The 16,976-nt window shown below is 58.9% G+C and carries 17 protein-coding genes; 6 read left to right on the forward strand and 11 right to left on the reverse strand.

The features are described from left to right. Window positions 1-128: 128 nt before the first annotated feature. From LOC68_RS06430 to LOC68_RS06440, 3 genes are all read right to left on the reverse strand, one after another. Window positions 129-2,441, reverse strand: coding sequence for an ABC transporter permease subunit/CPBP intramembrane protease (locus LOC68_RS06430; RefSeq protein WP_230216922.1), 2,313 nt, complete (start codon window positions 2,439-2,441; stop codon window positions 129-131). Window positions 2,442-2,446: 5 nt separating this feature from the next. Next, window positions 2,447-3,217, reverse strand: coding sequence for an ATP-binding cassette domain-containing protein (locus tag LOC68_RS06435; protein ID WP_230216924.1), 771 nt, complete (start codon window positions 3,215-3,217; stop codon window positions 2,447-2,449). Window positions 3,218-3,410: 193 nt separating this feature from the next. Further along, window positions 3,411-3,905: an acetolactate synthase gene (locus LOC68_RS06440; protein ID WP_315858838.1), complete on the reverse strand. Its 495-nt coding sequence runs from the start codon at window positions 3,903-3,905 to the stop codon at window positions 3,411-3,413. Window positions 3,906-4,028: 123 nt separating this feature from the next. Between LOC68_RS06440 and LOC68_RS06445 the strand changes: the two genes are divergently transcribed. Beyond that, on the forward strand, window positions 4,029-4,418 hold the full coding sequence (locus tag LOC68_RS06445) for an acyl-CoA thioesterase (protein ID WP_230216928.1): 390 nt from the start codon (window positions 4,029-4,031) through the stop codon (window positions 4,416-4,418). Between the two features lie 4 nt (window positions 4,419-4,422). Here the strand turns inward: LOC68_RS06445 and LOC68_RS06450 are convergent, their stop codons facing one another. The 7 genes from LOC68_RS06450 to tpiA all read right to left on the reverse strand — a co-directional run bounded on the left by LOC68_RS06450 (window position 4,423) and on the right by tpiA (window position 8,768). Next, window positions 4,423-5,052 carry a phosphopantothenoylcysteine decarboxylase domain-containing protein gene (locus LOC68_RS06450; protein WP_230216930.1) on the reverse strand — a complete coding sequence of 210 codons (630 nt, stop codon included), beginning with the start codon at window positions 5,050-5,052 and terminating at the stop codon, window positions 4,423-4,425. A 12-nt stretch (window positions 5,053-5,064) separates the two neighbouring features. Continuing rightward, window positions 5,065-5,610, reverse strand: a complete 546-nt coding sequence (locus tag LOC68_RS06455; RefSeq protein ID WP_230216932.1) for a flavoprotein — start codon at window positions 5,608-5,610, stop codon at window positions 5,065-5,067. Next, complete coding sequence (locus tag LOC68_RS06460; RefSeq protein ID WP_230216935.1) at window positions 5,607-5,867, reverse strand: DNA-directed RNA polymerase subunit omega; 261 nt, start codon at window positions 5,865-5,867, stop codon at window positions 5,607-5,609. The genes LOC68_RS06455 and LOC68_RS06460 overlap by 4 nt, the downstream gene beginning before the upstream one ends. Beyond that, window positions 5,864-6,460 carry a guanylate kinase gene (gmk, locus tag LOC68_RS06465; protein ID WP_230216937.1) on the reverse strand — a complete coding sequence of 199 codons (597 nt, stop codon included), beginning with the start codon at window positions 6,458-6,460 and terminating at the stop codon, window positions 5,864-5,866. The genes LOC68_RS06460 and gmk overlap by 4 nt, the downstream gene beginning before the upstream one ends. A 41-nt stretch (window positions 6,461-6,501) precedes the next feature. Next, window positions 6,502-7,386, reverse strand: coding sequence for a YicC/YloC family endoribonuclease (locus LOC68_RS06470; protein ID WP_230216939.1), 885 nt, complete (start codon window positions 7,384-7,386; stop codon window positions 6,502-6,504). A 75-nt stretch (window positions 7,387-7,461) separates the two neighbouring features. After that, window positions 7,462-7,968 (reverse strand): preprotein translocase subunit SecG, encoded by a 507-nt coding sequence (secG, locus tag LOC68_RS06475; protein ID WP_230216941.1) that lies wholly within the window; start codon window positions 7,966-7,968, stop codon window positions 7,462-7,464. 44 nt (window positions 7,969-8,012) lie between these two features. Further along, window positions 8,013-8,768: a triose-phosphate isomerase gene (tpiA, locus tag LOC68_RS06480; protein WP_230216943.1), complete on the reverse strand. Its 756-nt coding sequence runs from the start codon at window positions 8,766-8,768 to the stop codon at window positions 8,013-8,015. 281 nt (window positions 8,769-9,049) lie between these two features. Between tpiA and LOC68_RS06485 the strand changes: the two genes are divergently transcribed. The 3 genes from LOC68_RS06485 (at window position 9,050) to LOC68_RS06495 (ending at window position 10,522) form a co-directional block, all read left to right on the forward strand. Next, on the forward strand, window positions 9,050-9,367 hold the full coding sequence (locus tag LOC68_RS06485) for a hypothetical protein (protein WP_230216945.1): 318 nt from the start codon (window positions 9,050-9,052) through the stop codon (window positions 9,365-9,367). 248 nt (window positions 9,368-9,615) lie between these two features. Further along, on the forward strand, window positions 9,616-9,927 hold the full coding sequence (locus tag LOC68_RS06490; protein WP_230216947.1) for a hypothetical protein: 312 nt from the start codon (window positions 9,616-9,618) through the stop codon (window positions 9,925-9,927). Between the two features lie 250 nt (window positions 9,928-10,177). After that, window positions 10,178-10,522: a hypothetical protein gene (locus LOC68_RS06495; RefSeq protein ID WP_230216949.1), complete on the forward strand. Its 345-nt coding sequence runs from the start codon at window positions 10,178-10,180 to the stop codon at window positions 10,520-10,522. A 211-nt stretch (window positions 10,523-10,733) separates the two neighbouring features. Here LOC68_RS06495 and pheA read toward each other — a convergent pair whose 3' ends face one another. Next, entirely contained in the window at window positions 10,734-11,828 is a 1,095-nt protein-coding gene (gene pheA, locus LOC68_RS06500) for a prephenate dehydratase (protein WP_230216951.1), read from the reverse strand. 309 nt (window positions 11,829-12,137) lie between these two features. On the opposite strand from pheA, the gene dnaK reads away from it, so the two are divergent. Both dnaK and clpB read left to right on the forward strand, forming a co-directional pair. Then, complete coding sequence (gene dnaK / locus LOC68_RS06505; protein ID WP_230218461.1) at window positions 12,138-14,075, forward strand: molecular chaperone DnaK; 1,938 nt, start codon at window positions 12,138-12,140, stop codon at window positions 14,073-14,075. 212 nt (window positions 14,076-14,287) lie between these two features. Beyond that, on the forward strand, window positions 14,288-16,951 hold the full coding sequence (gene clpB / locus LOC68_RS06510; protein ID WP_230216953.1) for an ATP-dependent chaperone ClpB: 2,664 nt from the start codon (window positions 14,288-14,290) through the stop codon (window positions 16,949-16,951). Window positions 16,952-16,976: the final 25 nt, after the last annotated feature.

A 16,976-nucleotide genomic window follows, 5' to 3' on the forward strand; every position in this document is an offset into this window, starting at 1 on the left:
AGGGAATGTGCTTGGTAATTGCGAATAGAGTCGATCTGCTATTCGCGGCCGAAACCAGATTGGGAGTCTTCGCGCGCTGCCGTCCTCTTTCCCTTGCTTGCGCTGCGGGCTAGTGAAGAGCGAGACGCTTACGCTTGTTCTTTCATCGACGCCGAATCTTTGGACGTAGCGCGGGTGGCGGCGGTTTCGGACGGTTGGCGGGTGAGCGCCTGTTGTAGGCGTTCTTCTTCCGAGAGAGCCGCCGGGAGGGTCGCGAAGTAGTAGATCAGAACGACGAACGTCAGTGCCGCGAGGCCGACGACGTAAGGTTGGTAGAGAAACGGTTGCTGAGCGGCGACCAGCGGATCGATCTCGGCTTCCGGCGACGTCGGCAGGAACAAGTAGGCGAGCCAGCTTGACGCGGGGACTCCTTCGCCGCGCCATGCCATCATGCCAATCGCCAAGCTATTGTGCGTGACGTGGTAGGCCATACACGCGAACAGACTGCGCGATTGAACGGCGAGGAAGCCGATCAAAATGCCGACGACCGTCGCGGTGAACGTTTGGGCCAAAATGCCGTGCGTGATGCCGAAGAAGATCGCGGTGATGACGATCGCTCCCCATTTGTGCCCCATGTGCCGCAGCCCTGACAGGATGAAGCCGCGGAACGCGAATTCTTCACAGACTGCCGGTAACGCCGCCATCAGCAGCAGAACGACGAAGAAGGGTAAACCCTCGAACGCCGGCTTCAGCAATTCGGCAAGGTGCTGCGTCGTCTCAGCGTCGACCGGAAACTGCCGGCTCGCAAACGCGCCAAGCATGATTGAAAAGGGATGGACGGCGAAGGCCAGCAATACGGCGGCCGGAATCGTCAATGCGTAAGGAAGCTTTAACAGGAACGTCTCTCGCCAGTCGCGGGCCAACAGCGCGGCCAGCGCCGCCACAGGGAGGACGATCGTGATCAACTGGAGCGCCACGATGTAAATGACGAAGCCGGTCCCGGTGGTCGGAGTCGTGAAGTAGGGACTCGCAAAATAACGAGCCATCAGAATCAGAAGTCCGGCCATTACCGCAGTTCCGGCGCGTGGGGTCGCGTTCCGATCGCGATAGAGATGGATCAGCCAGAGCTTCAGATCGAAGCGTTCGTTCTCGCTGAAGAGAACCGACTCGTTGTTGAATTGATCGATCGCCCAGCGAACCGACAGCCAGATGCACGCAGCGGTGACCAGGATCACGCCGGGAGCGTAAATCAGCGCGTCGTGGTAGTTCCCTTCCATCAGCGTCTTCATCAGCAGCAAGACGCCGGTCACTGGAATCAGGCTGTTGGCGAAGCTGATTTCGACCGAAGGAAGAATCGGCAGAATCACCAGCGGCAAGTTGACCATCAAGAGCGGGAGCAGATAGTACTGACCTTCTTTGCTGCTGCGAGCCAGCGCCGCGACCGCCAACGCAAGTGCGCTGAAGAGAGCCGCCATCGGAATAAGCGCGAGCAACAACCAGCCGACCGACCAAACCGGCGGCGGACCGAAGTTGAGTCTTCCGGCAGCGCCTGCCGCGGCGAGTTGTCCCATCACCAGCGTCGCGGTCATACCCATACTCGCAAGATTGAGTAGGGACGTTGCGATGCTGAAGGTCATGATCGCCAGCAGTTTGCCGCCGACGATCTCGGACCGCAGAGCAGGGCTGGAGAGGAGCGTTTCGAGCGTGCCACGTTCTTTTTCGCCGGCGCACAGGTCGATCGCCGGATAAAACGCGCCGGTTAGCGCCCAGACCACGACGATGAACGGGAAGATCTTCGACCAGAGGAACGAGCGGCGTTCCGGCTCATCCGACAGATCGACTTCGTCGACGGTAAACGGGTTGGTCGCTTCAGGCGGGACGTCGTGGGCCGCCAGGTTTTTTTCGATGACCTTATCGCGCCATCGCATCAGGATCGTCCAGAAGCGATCACGGGCGACCAGCGACTTTTCGCGGGCCGAGTTGACGAAGATCTGCGGCTGCGGAAACTCGGCCGCCGCTTCTTCGGTCGACGACGACTGCTCGCTTTTCACGTGATCCTGGAACTGCTTGACCCGCTCGGCGAATCCATGCGGAAAGTAAACGAGCGCGTCGAACTGACCATCCTCGATCGCGTCTTGGGCGGTTTGCCGAACTACTTCCGGATCGATGGTCGCTTCGAGAACCTCAATCTCGAACATCTCCGGCGACCAGTCTTTCTGCATCAAGTCGGCCGCGAAGTTTTGGCCGTCCAATAGCGGGGGCGACTCGGGAAGTTCCGCAGCGCCGACGATTTGCAGACGCGCCGGGTTCTGCTGGCGGAACTGCATCACCTGCATCACCAGCAAACCCATCAGCGGATAGAGCAGGACCGGCAGGATGACGATCGAGAAGAGGGTGCGGCGATCGCGCATTTGATCGCGCAGCTCGCGAAACAGAATCAGTTTGACGTTGGACCAACTCATGCGTTTTAGCTCTGCTCAGCCCCCGCATGATCAGCCATGTCTTCCGGCTCGCCGATGAGGTGGAAGAAGATTTCTTCCAGGTCAGGCTGCGAGTAGCGATCTCGCAGTTCGGCTTGCGTTCCTTCCGCCAGGATTTTTCCCTTGTACATGATCGCGACCTGGTCGCATAGCTTTTCGACTTCGCGCATGATGTGCGACGAAAAGATGATGCATTTCCCTTGCTCGCGAAGCTCGGCGATGATTTGCAACAGAGCGCGGCCGACGAAGACGTCGAGACCAAGCGTCGGTTCGTCGAATACCAGTACCGGCGGATCGTGTACGATCGCGCGGGCGATCGACACTTTTTGCTTCATGCCGGTCGACATCTTCGAGCCGAGGACGTCGCGCATCTCGTTCATCCGCAGCCGCGAAAAGATCGTCTGCATTCGATCCTGCAGCAAGTCTTCTTCCAGGCCGTACAAACGGCCGAAGTATTCGACCGTTTCCCACGCGGTCATCCGCTCGTAAACGGCGGTGTTGGTCGAGACGAAGCCGATTTGACGGCGGACCATCGCCGGTTCGGTGACGACGTCGTAGCCGTTGACCTGAACCGATCCGCTGGTGGGACGCAGGACGGTGCTGAGGATGCGGAGGACCGTCGTTTTGCCGGCGCCGTTGGGGCCGAGAAGCCCGTAGATCTGGCCGGGCATTGCGAACAAGCTAACGCGATCGACCGCCACAAATTTGCCGCGGCGGAGATCGTCGTAGGCTTTGACAAGTTCGCGAACGTGAATCATTTACGACCAGACGAAAGGGGAGCGTCTGCGGCTTGCCGGATGGGCGAACCTGGGATCGGCGTTATCCCTCATTGTGCAGTTAATTCTAAATGATGCGAGGGCCCGAACGGGCCCTCCAGACGCCATGGGACGAAGAGAGTTCGGCTTTGCCCGCGGTCGTTTCGGTCGTGCGGGTTGGCGCGATTAAGCCGAATTAATCGTTGTCGAATTTCAGGTCGTTCTCAGTCAGGATACGGAAGTTTTTCCTGGACAACGTCTCCATCGCCATTTCAATGTTGTCGGTCATCAGCGCCACAGCCGGACGATCGTTCGGCGTGTTGAGCAGCGGATAGGCCTGGACGATGTTCACTTCCGCTTGCAAGAGCGCCGTGCAAACTTGCAGCAGCGGCTGCGGACCGCTCGGCAATTCGAGACCAATCAGATCGCTTTCGATCAAAGCGAGCCCGGCCCGTTCGAGAATCTCGCGCCCTTGTTCCGGATCGCTGAGCAGGAAGCGGACGAACGCACACTCGGTCGAGTCGTTGATCGACAGGGCGACGATGCGGACGTTCGAGCCTTCGAATCGACGCACGATTTCGAGGAGCTGCCCAACGCGGTTTTCGAGAAACACGGTGAACTGCCGCAAAGAGGGGTAGTCTCGCCCGCGCATGGTTAAATAATCAGTACCAGATTCGCCGCCAGAGCTCATGGACATCCTTTCGTCAGCAGAATCGCCCCTGCGATCGCAGCGGCGGGTGACGCCTTTCGATTTACCTAACTATAGAATACGCTTGACCTTCGGTCAACTTAAAGATAGCCCGACGGAGTGGTCGTGATCACCAAGTACGAAATGCACATTCGAGTCCGGTACCAGGAAACGGACGCCCAAGCGCGTGTTCATCACGCGAACTATATCACGTATTTCGAGGTCGTTCGGACCGAAATGCTGCGAGAGGCTGGCTTTAGCTACCGCGAGATGGAAGAGTCGGGGCTCTTTCTGGTGGTCGCCGAAGCGGAATGCAAATACCGGGCTCCGGCCGTTTTCGACGACTTGCTCTGCGTTTCGGTCGAGACGGTCCGCGCCAAAGGTGTCCGGATCGAGAACCGCTACGAAGTCCGGCGGGACGGCGAGGTGATCGCGACCGGGCGGACGCTACTGGCGTGCGTCGATCGGAATGGGAAGCCGAAACCGATTCCGAAGCGACTTTGCTTGCCGGAGTAATGTCTTACTTCATCAACCGGGTTTGAATCGCCTGCATGATGCCGGCGGCGACTTCTTCTTTGGGGCCGGAGAGGAGAGCGACTGACGTGCCGGCGCGGTCGAGGATTTCGACCTGGTTCTCGGCGGCGTTCATCGCTTCGGGGCCGTTGAGCACGATCAAGTCGCAGTTTTTCTTTTCGAGCTTCACCAGCGCGCGGAAGCGAGCGTCTTCCGTTTCGAGCGCGAAGCCGACGACCCATTGCTGCGGCTTCTTCTTGGCGCCAATCGTCGCGACCACGTCGGGCGTTTCGATCAAGTGCAGCGTGATCGGTTGGCCGGTCTTGGCGATCTTGTGCCCTTCGACTCGTTCGGGGCGATAGTCGCACGGCGCGGCGACGCCGATCAAGCCGTCGCAACTGGGAAACTCTAGTTCGCACGCGGCGAGCATCTCTTCGGTGGTGATGACCGGGATGACGCGCGCTTCGATTGGATAGTCGACCTGAACCGGACCGGAGATGATCGTCACGTCATGACCAGCGGCGATCGCGGCGGCGGCGAGCGATGCGCCCATGCGACCGCTGGAGCCGTTCGTCATGTAGCGAACCGGATCGATGTATTGTCGCGTCGGACCAGAGGTGATCAGAATGTGGGCCACGTTCGCCCCGCTTTAGGAAAGAGTCGCCAGGCGAGCTTGAATCGCGGCGAGGATTTCATCCGGCTCCGACATCCGTCCGGCGCCTTGATCGCGACAGCTGAGCCAGCCCGAACCAGGGCCGACCATTTCGACGCCATCTTCAATCAGCTGCGCCACGTTGCGCTGCACCGATGGCTTAGCCCACATCTCGCGATTCATGGCCGGCGCCATCAGCACCGGACCAGTAAAGGCGAGATAGATCGTGCTGAGCAGATCGTCCGCAGCGCCTTGGGCGGTCTTGGCCAGAAAGTCGGCCGAAGCGGGCGCGATGCAGAGGAGATCGACCGACTTGGCGATTTCGATATGAGGGCCGAGCGGATAGTGCGGATCAAACGCATCGAGAGCCGGCGGTTTGCCGGTCAGCGCGGCGAAAGTCGCCGCGCCGATGAACTTGGTCGCCGCGGAAGTCAAAACGGTCGTTACCTCAACATCCGACTGCACGAGCCGGCTGACCAGCATCGCCGTCTTGTAAGCGGCGACGCCTCCGGTAACTCCGATCGCTACGCGGCGTTTGATCATAGATCGCCGCCGAAGTCGTCGAAGAATTGACCGCCGTCACCTTCGCCGGTGATGCGGACTTCGTTCGACATGTCGAGATGGATCTTGTCCTGCTTGATCTCTTCGAGCACGATTTCCATCTTGTTCTCGCTGGCGATGTTGACCAGCGGGCGGCTGCCGGCGTTCAGCGCGACCAGTCGCTTTTGGATCAGGGTCGAAAGCTTAAAGCGACCGCCGACCTTGTTGATGATGTATTCTTCTTTCAGTTCTTCCATCATAGCGCATCGTCTCCCGAATCGTTTTGAATCACGTCGGCTAGTCGCTGAACGGTTTCGTTCACAGCGCCAGCGTCGTTGACAATCTGATATTTGTATTTGTTCATCGCGGCCATCTCGCGTTTGGCGGTGGCCAACCGGCGTTGAATCGTCTCTTCCGACTCGGTCTTGCGACCGCGGAGTCGGCGTTCCAACTCTTCCTCGGTGCCAGGGCTGAGGAAGATCGTCACGGCAGACGGATACTGCTTGACGATTTCCATCGCGCCATCGACGTCGATTTCGAGCAACACCGAAATCCCATCGGCCAGTCGTCGTTCGACTTCGCTGCGGAGCGTGCCGTACCAGTAACCGTTGCCGAACACTTCAAACGTCTCGAGGAACTCTCCGGCCGCTTTGCGCCGCAGGAATTCTTCGGTCGTCAGGAAGTGGTAGTCCTTGCCGTCGACTTCGCCGGCCCGCGGAGGGCGGGTCGTCGCCGACACGCTCAACTCGAGTCGCGGCTCGGCCACGCCGAGCAGCTTCCGCACGACGGTCGTCTTTCCAGACCCCGACGGGCCGGAAAGGATCACCAGTTTGCCGGTTCGAGAGGAAGCCATATCGCGCCGTCGCGGTAAGGTCAGGTTAGCCGTAGCGGAACTCATTCGACGTTTTGTATCTGCTCGCGAATCCGTTCGATGCAAGTTTTCATTTCCACGACGCGGCGAGCGATTTCCGAATCGTTCGCTTTCGAGCCGATCGTGTTGGTCTCACGAAACATCTCTTGCGTCAGGAACTCGAGCTTGCGTCCTGCCGAATCTTCGTTTTCCATGATCGAAGCGTACTGATCGAGGTGGCTCTTCAGCCGGACGATCTCTTCCGAGATGTCAGTCCGATCGGCGAAAACGCCCACTTCGCGAATGACGGAGGCCGGATCGGTCGTCACGTCAAACTCTTCCAGCAGCTTGTTGAGTCGTTCGGTAATGCGGCTGCGATAGTTTTCAACTACCTGCGGCGCCAATTGCTCGACTTCGGCCAACTGCGAGGCGATCTCCTGGCAGTTGCTCGACAAGTCGGCGGCCATCGCCTTCCCTTCTTCGCGACGCATCTGCGTGAAGCGAGTCAGGGCTTCGTTCAGCACTTTCTCTAGCAGCGGCCAATCGGCGTCGACGTCGATCGCTTCGGAGTTCTTTTCTTCGATCACCCCGGGCAATTGCAGCAGGCTGTCCCAGTGGGGCGTCTCAGCGATGCCAAGATCCGAGCTAACGGTCCGCAGCTGTTGCAAGTAGCTTTTCAGCACCGCCGAGTTCAAACGAAAGTCGTCGCCGCTCGCTTCGCGATGGACCCGATAGTTGACGTTGATCGTGCCACGCTTGGCGTGATTTCGGACCAGGGCTTCGATTTGCGGCTCGAAGCAAGCGTAACCCTCGGCGCCCCGGATGTTCAGCTTGAAGTAACGGTTGTTTACCGCGCGGACTTCCACGGTCACTGCCAAGCCGTTGAGCTGGGCATGCGATTCGCCAAAGCCTGTCATACTAAGCAGCACGGGCGGGACGCTTTCAAAGCGGGTCGGCGAGGACCGTCGGCCAATGCACGACGGTCGTAAAAATGGAGAGCCAGCTTACTCGGCCGGCTTTTCTTCCGACTTCGGAGCTTCGGCGGCCGGAACTTCAGCAGCAGGGGCATCCGTTTTCGGAGCTTCCACAGCCGGAGTTTCCGCCTTCGGCGCGTCGGTAGCCGGTTGATCCAGGGCCTTCATTTCGTCCGCGTTTTCAACTTCGGCCGCGCCTGGGTTGAAGCGTCCGGCGGGCGTCTCCGCTTTCTCGCCTTCGGCATCCGGCGTGGCGCCAAGCGTGCCGGTAATCGGCGCCGCGCCACCCTTTTGCAGCTTCGAGTCGCCGGAGGTTTGCAGCGTCGCCAACGCTACGCTGCAGAGCAGGATCCAGATCAACGTCACGATCGAGGTGACCTTGGTGAAGGTGTCGCCTGCCTTGGCGCCAAACGCGCTGGTGCCGCCGGCTCCGCCCAAGGCGCCGGTCAGACCGCCGCCACGACCACGCTGAACCAGAATCAGCAGGATCAGGAAGAGCGAGAGAGCACTCAGCACAAATCCGAATAAGTATTGCATCGATCGATCCGTGAGTAGTTGCAGGTTTCGGGCGTAGGCTTGCGTTACTTGGCGCCCGCGATGATTCCTAGGAAGCTGTCGGCCTTCATCGACGCGCCGCCGACGAGGGCGCCGTCAATGTTCGGCTGCGACAATAGTTCAGACGCGTTGTCCGGTTTGACGCTGCCGCCATATTGGATGCGGACTTTGTCGGCGACGGCCGAATTGTATCGGGCGGCGATGACCTTGCGAAGATCGGCGTGAACCGCTTCGGCTTGCTCCGGCGTCGCGACTTTGCCGGTGCCGATCGCCCAAACCGGCTCGTAGGCCAGCACGACGGTTTCCATCTGCTCGGCCGAGACGCCGGCGAGCGAACCGTAAAACTGTTCGGCGACGACGTCGGCCGTTTTGTTCGATTCTCGTTCTTCCAGCAGTTCGCCGACGCAGACGATCGGGATCAGGCCGCCATTGAGGGCCGCGTGAACCTTCTTGTTAATCAGCGAGCTGCTTTCGCCGAAGATGTGGCGGCGTTCGCTGTGTCCCAGGATCACGTACTGGCAACCGACGTCTTTCAGCATTGCGGCCGAAACTTCGCCGGTGAATGCACCGGAGGCTTCAAAGTAGATGTTTTGTCCGCCGACGCCGATCGGGCTGTCGCCGGCCGCCGTGACGATCGCGTCGAGGTAGATCGACGGCGGGCAAACCGCCACTTCTACCGAGCAATCAGCCGGAAGACCAGCGGCGATCCCTTGAACCAGGGCGATCCCTTCGGCCCGGGTGGAGTTCATTTTCCAGTTACCGGCGATAAAAGGTCGTCTCACGGGAGCAGTCCTCTGGATGGCTGGGAACAACGAGTGATATCGAATGAATGACAGCAAGCCGCCAAGAACGAATCGATCAATATAGCACGACTCCAGACCCGCCGTCGAGAGGAGGAATTTCGCCCCTTTCTCCCTTTTTCCCGCGAAAAGCGAGCTTGAAGACTAGTTCTGCAGGGTGGTGAGTATTGCAGGCGTGGTTCGTTTGGGGGCCTAATAGCATCTGCTGACTTGATTTGACCGCAAGGTTTTCCCAGTCGTTTCAATCTTTGAAAGTGCAGGCTATGGTCGCGACTCAATTGCGTCGTCAGTTTCAGAAGTTCGGGCATTGGATTCTTCTTGGCGTCTCCGTCGTGATGCTGGCGGTCGTCTTGGCCGGACCGAGCGCCACCAACACCGACGTCGCCTGGCATGGGCGACGTGTCTATCGCGCCTACTACGCTCCGGTTGTTCCTGTCGTTCCGGTTGTGCCGGTATATCGGCCTGTGATACGTCGGGCCTACTACGCTCCCGTCGTTCCGATCGCGCCAGTCGCTCCTGTTTACTATGGAGCCCCGTACGGTGGCGCCGTTGTTTCGCCTTATGCCGAAGTTTACTGGTAATCCGCGCCGAAGCTTATTAGGTAAAGCGTCGCTTGGCGTGATCGCTTAAGGATTGCCGTTTCGGTTACCCTCGCCACTGGGCGAGGGTGTTGCGATGGCGGTCGCTACGCAGCCAAGTTGAAATTTGCCAGCGAGAGAGTCTGCGCGGAGAGGCGTCGCTTGCGACGTCAGCGTCTGGCAATAGCTAGTCCCGATCGCTTGGAGGCGATCGGGAACGCATCTCCACTTGAAACTAACGGAGTAGTGAAATGAAAGCGGCTCAGTCTCGCCCGCACGTCCAAACCTGGGGACGCCGATTCTGTCTGTTTGCGGCGACGGTTGCGCTGACCTTCGCTTTTGCGGCGCCTGGTTTTATTGGTTCCGATTCGGCAACTGCATCCCCGGCGGAAGAAGTTGCGTGGAACGGCGAAGGGATTTACGGCCCAATCTATCGTGGTCCGATCTTCGCCCGGGTGAAGTATGGCTATAACCGCGGCTACGGCCCGATCTATGGTCCGTACTGGCAGCACCATCCCGAACGCAATGCGATTGTGAATCCGAATCCCAACTTCTACTGGTAATCGCCGCGCTTCGGCGAGGTTGGAATCTGAAACGACGCTCCGCTGCCGTCATGGCGGAGTGTCTACGGCGAACAAAAGAAATTGATCGACTCTGGCGATATTTTTCACCGCAGGAAACGAGGCGAAAGCCTGGTTTGCTCGGAGAAATCGATCGCATCTGGATCAGCATTCGGCGGCTCTAGGCATATCCTTTGCAATAGAAGGATGTCATGAATCGCTAAACGCTACATCTAGATAAGGAGTAGGGATCATGAGCGTTCCTCAAATTTGTAATCGCTTTCTCGCGATCACTCGTTGGCTTGTAGTTGGCGTTGCGACGGTCGGATTGGCCATCGCGTTTGCAGCGCCCAGTTTTAGCAGTACCGAATCGACGATCACGCCGCATTCCGCTAAGACGCAAGAGGTTCAAGACGTCGCGTGGCGTGGACGCGTCTACCGACGCGCGTACTATGGCGGCCCGGTCTACCGACCTTATTACGGCGCCTATTACGGACCCCAACCGTATTATCGCAGTTACTACGGGCCTGGCCCGTACTACCGCGGATACTATGGCGGTGGAGCGGTGGTGACGCCGTGGGCCAGAGTTTATTGGTAAGCGTCGTATCGCCGATGGCGATGAGCGCTAGACTTTCAAGGTGAACGTCCAGCGATCGGGAAGTCCCCACGCATCAATGGCAAAGCGGGGAGCAAGACGCGATCTTGTTCCCCTTTTTTTGAAGCTTTCTTTGTCGCGTTCCCGACGCTGTGCCCGCTTCCTTAAGGAAACGAAATCTTGACCGTCGTGGCGAAACGGCTACGCACGGCGACTAGTCGGTCGGCGTCATCTTCCGGAACGAACCAAGCACCTCGAAGCGGATCGTCTTTTTTTCCAGAGCGGCGATCGCGCGGCGGATTTTCATCTCGCTTTCGTGCCCTTCCATTTCGACGAAGAAGAGATACTCCTGATCGCCGCCGGAGACTGGAAACGATTCGATCCAGGTCAGGTTCAACCGATTCCGTTTGAAGATGTTCATCGCGTCGGCCAGGGCGCCTGGCTTATGTTCGGTCTGGAACATCATCGCCGTTTTGTCGTCGCCGGTCTTTTTGCCAGATTCGTTGCCAATCACTGCGAACCGAGTGACGTTTCGCGGATTGTCTTCGATGTTCTCGGCGGCGAAGTTGAGCCCATAGTTCACCCCAGCGGCGCGGCTGGCGATTGCGGCGACGCCTTCCTGCTGCGACGCCAACTGTGCGGCTGCGGCGGTGCTGGTGATTTCACAGACGCGAGCCTGCGGCAGATGCTTCGCGAGCCAGTTCCGGCACTGCGAAATCGCTTGCGGTTTGCTGTAGACTTCGCGGATCGCCGAGCGTTCGCACTTCGCCAACAGGCAGTGATGAATCCGGAGTTGGACTTCGCCGCAAATCTTCAGCGGCTGACGCGCGAACATGTCGAGCGTGTCGGTCACGCGGCCGTCGCTCGAGTTCTCGACCGGGACCAGCCCGAACTGGCACGTCCCGCGGCTCACTTCTTCAAAGACGGCGGCGATCGTCGCGACCGGGACCAACTCGGCGCTTTGGCCGAACCGCTCGATCGCGGCCTGATGGCTGTAACTGTACTCAGGGCCGAGGAAGGCGACTTTCAGACGAGCGGCCACGGTCCGGCAGCCGCTGAAGATCTCGCGGAAGATGGTCCGCAGTTCTTCCGGGGGCAGGGCGCCGCGGCTCTTTTCGGCCAGGGCTTCGATTCGCTGGTCGTCGTCGACCAGACCGTCGACGGTGTTCCCTTCGGCGTCGAGCTGGGTGGCGGCCTTGATCAGATCGGCCCGCTGCTGCAGAAGAATCGCTAATTCTTTATCGATCTGGTCGACGTCCCGTTTCAGGGAAGTCGGTGTGGGGCGCTTCACGCTCTTCTTTTTCGACATTTCATCCGTTCTCCGCCGGGGCCGATTCGCCCAAACCGGCGATCGTCAAACGAGTTCGCATCTATCGTAATCGACGACTGAAAATCGCGAACCCCCATCTGCCGCGCTCGAGAAATCCGCTGCCATATTGGCATCAGCCCGTAAAATCGGAATGGCAGTCAACGAGGTAAGTGATTGATTTGTTGGGACTTATGTTCGCGGCATGTGAATTTTTTCTCATTGGCATGTCGGTTGCTTTACTAAATGTCCGTCCACAAACGAGACGCAAACCGAGGGCGACCTCGAATCATAAGAGGAGGAATGAACATCATGGCACAAGGCGAAACGATCATCGGAATCGACCTGGGGACGACCAACTCGGTTGTCGCCATCATGGAAGGTTCTGAGGTCAAAGTTATTCCGAATGCGGAAGGCAACCGATTGACGTCCAGCGTCGTGGCCTTCACCGATAAGGGCGATGTCCTGGTCGGCGAACCGGCCCGTCGTCAGGCGGTCACCAATCCCAAGAAGACGATCTACTCGATCAAGCGCTTCATGGGTCGTCGACACAACGAAGTCGACGCCGAAGAAAAGATGATTCCTTACCAGGTCGTCGGTGGGGCCGATGAGTACGTCAAAGTCAAAATTGGCGACTCGGAATATACCCCGCAGGAGATCTCGGCGAAGGTTCTGCAAAAGCTGAAAGCGGCGGCGGAGTCCTACTTGGGCCACAAGGTCAACAAGGCGGTCATCACCGTTCCGGCTTACTTTAATGACGCCCAACGTCAAGCGACCAAAGACGCCGGTCAGATCGCCGGTCTGGAAGTCGCTCGTATCATCAACGAACCGACCGCGGCCGCATTGGCCTATGGTCTGGGGAAGAAGAAAGCGGAAAAGATCGCGGTCTTCGACCTTGGCGGCGGTACGTTCGACATTTCGATCCTCGAAGTTTCGCCTCCGGAAGGGGACGAAGAAGGGGAACGGACCGTCTTTGAAGTAATCAGCACCAATGGCGATACGCACTTGGGGGGCGACGACTTCGACGAAGAACTGATCCACTACGTAGCGGATGAGTTCAAGAAGGAGCACGGCGTCGACCTGCGTAACGACACGATGGCGCTGCAGCGTTTGCAGGAAGCTTGCGAAAAGGCGAAGAAAGAGCTCAGCTCGCAATCGCAGACCGACATCAATCTGCCGTTCATCACGGCTGATGCGTCCGGTCCGAAGCACTTGCAGATGTCGATCAGCCGCTCGAAGTTTGAAGAGCTGACCGACAACCTGATTCAGCGCTGCCGCGTGCCGGTCGAAAAGGCCTTGGCCGATGCGAACCTGAAGCCGGGCGAAATCGACGAAGTCGTTTTGGTTGGCGGTTCGACCCGCATCCCCAAAGTGCAGGAAATGGTCAAAAAGATTTTTGGCAAAGAACCGCACAAAGGGGTGAACCCGGACGAAGTGGTCGCCGCTGGCGCCGCGATTCAGGGGAGCGTGCTGTCGGGCGACCGTAAGGACGTGCTGCTGCTTGACGTGACTCCGCTTTCGCTCGGCATCGAGACGCTCAACGGCGTCTTCACCAAGCTGGTCGAACGGAACACGACGATTCCGACCGAAAAGAAGCAAACCTTCTCGACGGCGGAAGACAACCAGTCGGCCGTGACGATTCGCGTGTTCCAAGGGGAACGTCCGATGGCGGAAGACAACCGCTTGCTCGGTCAGTTCAACCTGGACGGCATTCCGCCGGCTCCGCGCGGCATGCCCCAGATCGAAGTGAAGTTCGACCTGGACCAGAACGGCATCTTGAACGTGTCGGCGCGTGACATCGGCACGGGCAAAGAGCAACACGTCAAGATCGAGCAGTCGTCCGGCTTGTCGGAAGCTGAGATTCAACGGATGCAGAAAGACGCCGAAGAGCACGCCGCCGAAGATAAGCGGAAGCGTGAACTGGCCGACCTCCGCAACCAGGCCGAATCGATGTGCTTCCAATTGGAAAAGCTGATCAAAGAAAACGGCGAGAAGCTTTCCGACAGCGACAAGCAGCCGCTGGAAAAATCGATCGAGAAGACTCGCGAAGCCGCCAAGGGAGAAGACGTCGACGCCATCAAGTCGGCGATCAGCGAACTGGAAGCCGCTTCGCACGCGGTCAGCAAAGCGTTGTACGAAACCACGGGCGCAGCTGGTGCAGCAGGAGCGGAAGCTCCGGGCGCCGAAGCGTCTGCTGCGGCAGGCGACGACGATGCGATCGACGCTGAGTTTGAAGTGAAGAAAGACTAATTGCTGTGCAGGTGATAACGCTGGGGACGAGCGATCGTCCCCAGCGCCGCTTGCCGGCAAACGGCCGGCTTCACGTCTTTCTCGACGCCGGCGCGACGCCCGCTCTGCGAATTTTTTGGCGGACTCTTTTTCGCGGCGATTTTTAGCCGCGACTGACGTATAAAAATAACTGCGCTCCCCGTACGCGCAGATTTCATAAGGAGGCGAGAACCATGGCGATACGATTCGACAAATTCACGCTGAAAGCTCAAGAGGCGGTGCAAAATGCGCAGTCCATTTGCATGGACGCCGGCAATCCGCAGCTGACTCCGCTCCATCTGCTTGCGGCGCTGATGCGCGAAGCGGAAGGCGTGGTGAAACCTCTGTTCGACAAGATCGGCGCCAACCGGAGCCAGATCACCGATCTGGTCACTTCGGAACTGGGACGCTTGCCGAAAATGTCAGGCGTCGCCGGTCAGCCGGGGCTTTCTCCCGAACTCGATCAAGTGCTCGGGGCTGCGCAGCGCGAAGCGGACGTGATGAAGGACGACTTCGTCTCGACCGAGCATTTGATTTTGGCGCTGACCCGCGTAAAGAGCGCCGCGCAAGAAATCTTGAAGCTTAGCGCTGTCACCGACAAAGAGGTGCTCGCGGCGCTTCAATCGGTCCGCGGCAGTTCCCGCGTCACCGACCAAAACCCGGAAGCGACTTTCCAGGCCTTGGAAAAGTACGGCATCGACCTGGTCGAAAAAGCCAATCAAGGGAAGCTAGATCCCGTGATCGGTCGCGATCAGGAAATCCGCCGCACCATTCAAGTGCTTTCGCGCCGAACCAAGAACAACCCGGTGCTGATCGGCGAGCCGGGCGTTGGCAAGACGGCGATCGCCGAAGGGCTGGCGCTGCGCATCGTGCAGGGGGACGTTCCGCAAAGTTTGAAGAACAAGCGGATCATCGCCCTCGACATGGGCGCCTTGGTCGCCGGCGCCAAGTACCGCGGCGAATTTGAAGAGCGACTGAAGGCGGTCCTGAAGGAAGTGCAGGATTCGGACGGGCACGTTGTGCTCTTCATCGATGAGTTGCATACCGTGGTTGGAGCAGGCAAAGCGGAAGGGGGCGCCGATGCGGCGAACCTGCTGAAGCCGGCGCTGGCTCGCGGTCAACTCCGCTGCATTGGCGCGACGACGCTCGACGAGTACCGACAGTACATCGAGAAGGATGCGGCGCTGGAACGCCGTTTCCAACCGGTATACGTCAACGAGCCTTCGGTCGAAGATACGATCGCGATCCTACGCGGCTTGAAGCCGCGCTACGAAGCGCATCACGGCATCAAGATCAAGGACTCGGCGCTCGTCGCCGCCGCGAAACTTTCCGATCGCTACATCACCGATCGATTCCTGCCTGACAAGGCGATCGACTTGGTTGATGAGGCTTCGAGCCGTTTGGCGATCGAATTGGAAAGCGTGCCGGCCGAGATCGACGTCGTGCAGCGTCAACTGACGCAATTGGAACTGGCCGATCGGCAATTGGCGGAAGAGACCGAGGAATCGGCCGTCGAACGTCGCGCTGAAATTCAGACCGAGATGAACGACCTGCGTCGTCAGCTCGCTTCGCTTCGCGAGCAGTGGGAAGCGGAGAAGCTGGGGATGGGGGACGTCTCCAAGGTTCGCCAAGAGCTTGCGCAAGTCGATCTGCAGTTCTCGCAACTGCACGCTTCGATTCAAGAGAAGCAGGCCAGCGGCGCTCCTGTTTCGGAAAGCGACTATCAGCAACTATTCGAACTGCAGAAGAAACGCGACTCGCTAACTTCGCGCATCGATGCGGAGGTCGATAATTCCGAACCAGCCAAAGGAGAAAAGAAGTCGGAGCGTCGTTTGCTTCGCGAGCAGGTTACCGAAGAGGAAATCGCCGAAGTGGTCAGCCAATGGACCGGGATTCCGGTCACCCGGATGATCGAGTCGGAACGCGCCAAGTTGCTGGTGCTGGAGGAACGGCTCCATCAACGAGTCGTCGGCCAGGACGAAGCGGTCGAAGCGGTCGCCAACGCGGTTCGTCGCAGCCGCAGCGGACTGCAAGCGACCAATCGCCCGATCGGTTCGTTTATCTTCCTGGGCCCAACCGGCGTCGGGAAGACCGAGCTTTGCAAGGCGTTGGCGGAAGTGTTGTTCGACGACGAGCATGCCATGGTTCGCATCGACATGAGCGAGTACATGGAGCGACACGCGGTGAGTCGTTTGATCGGCGCTCCTCCGGGATACGTCGGTTACGAAGAAGGAGGAAAGCTGACCGAAGCGGTTCGCCGACGTCCTTACAGCGTGATTTTGCTCGACGAGATCGAGAAGGCGCATCGCGACGTCTTCAACATCTTGCTGCAAGTGTTGGATGATGGCCGCCTGACCGATAACCACGGTCACACGGTCGACTTCACCAATACGATCGTCGTGATGACCAGCAACATCGGCAGCCAGGCGATCCAGCAGATCTCGGCCGAAGGTGGTTCCGATGACGAAATCCGCGAAGCGGCTCAGGCCAGTTTGCGGACTCACTTCCTGCCGGAGTTTTTGAACCGCGTCGACGAGACGATCGTGTTCAAGCCACTCTCGCAGGTCCAACTGCGGCACATCGTCGATCTGCAGGTTGGCTTCCTGGCGAAGCAGTTGCAGGAGAACGGCATCGAACTCGCCATCACGACCGAGGCGAAAGATGCGTTGGCTGCGGAAGGATACGATCCGACCTTTGGCGCTCGACCGCTGAAACGCGTGATTCAAAACCAATTGCAGAACGCGTTGGCGACGGAGATTTTGCGTGGGGACATTCAGGAAGGGGATGGCGTGCAAATCGACTTTGTCGAAGGCGCCTTCCAGTTTCGCCGGTTCGAACCGGATGCGACCCCTGCGTAAAAGGAGGCGAAGCGGAAACGAAAAA

The sequence above is a fragment of the Blastopirellula sediminis genome (genome assembly GCF_020966755.1).
In the GTDB taxonomy this organism is placed as follows: domain Bacteria; phylum Planctomycetota; class Planctomycetia; order Pirellulales; family Pirellulaceae; genus Blastopirellula; species Blastopirellula sediminis.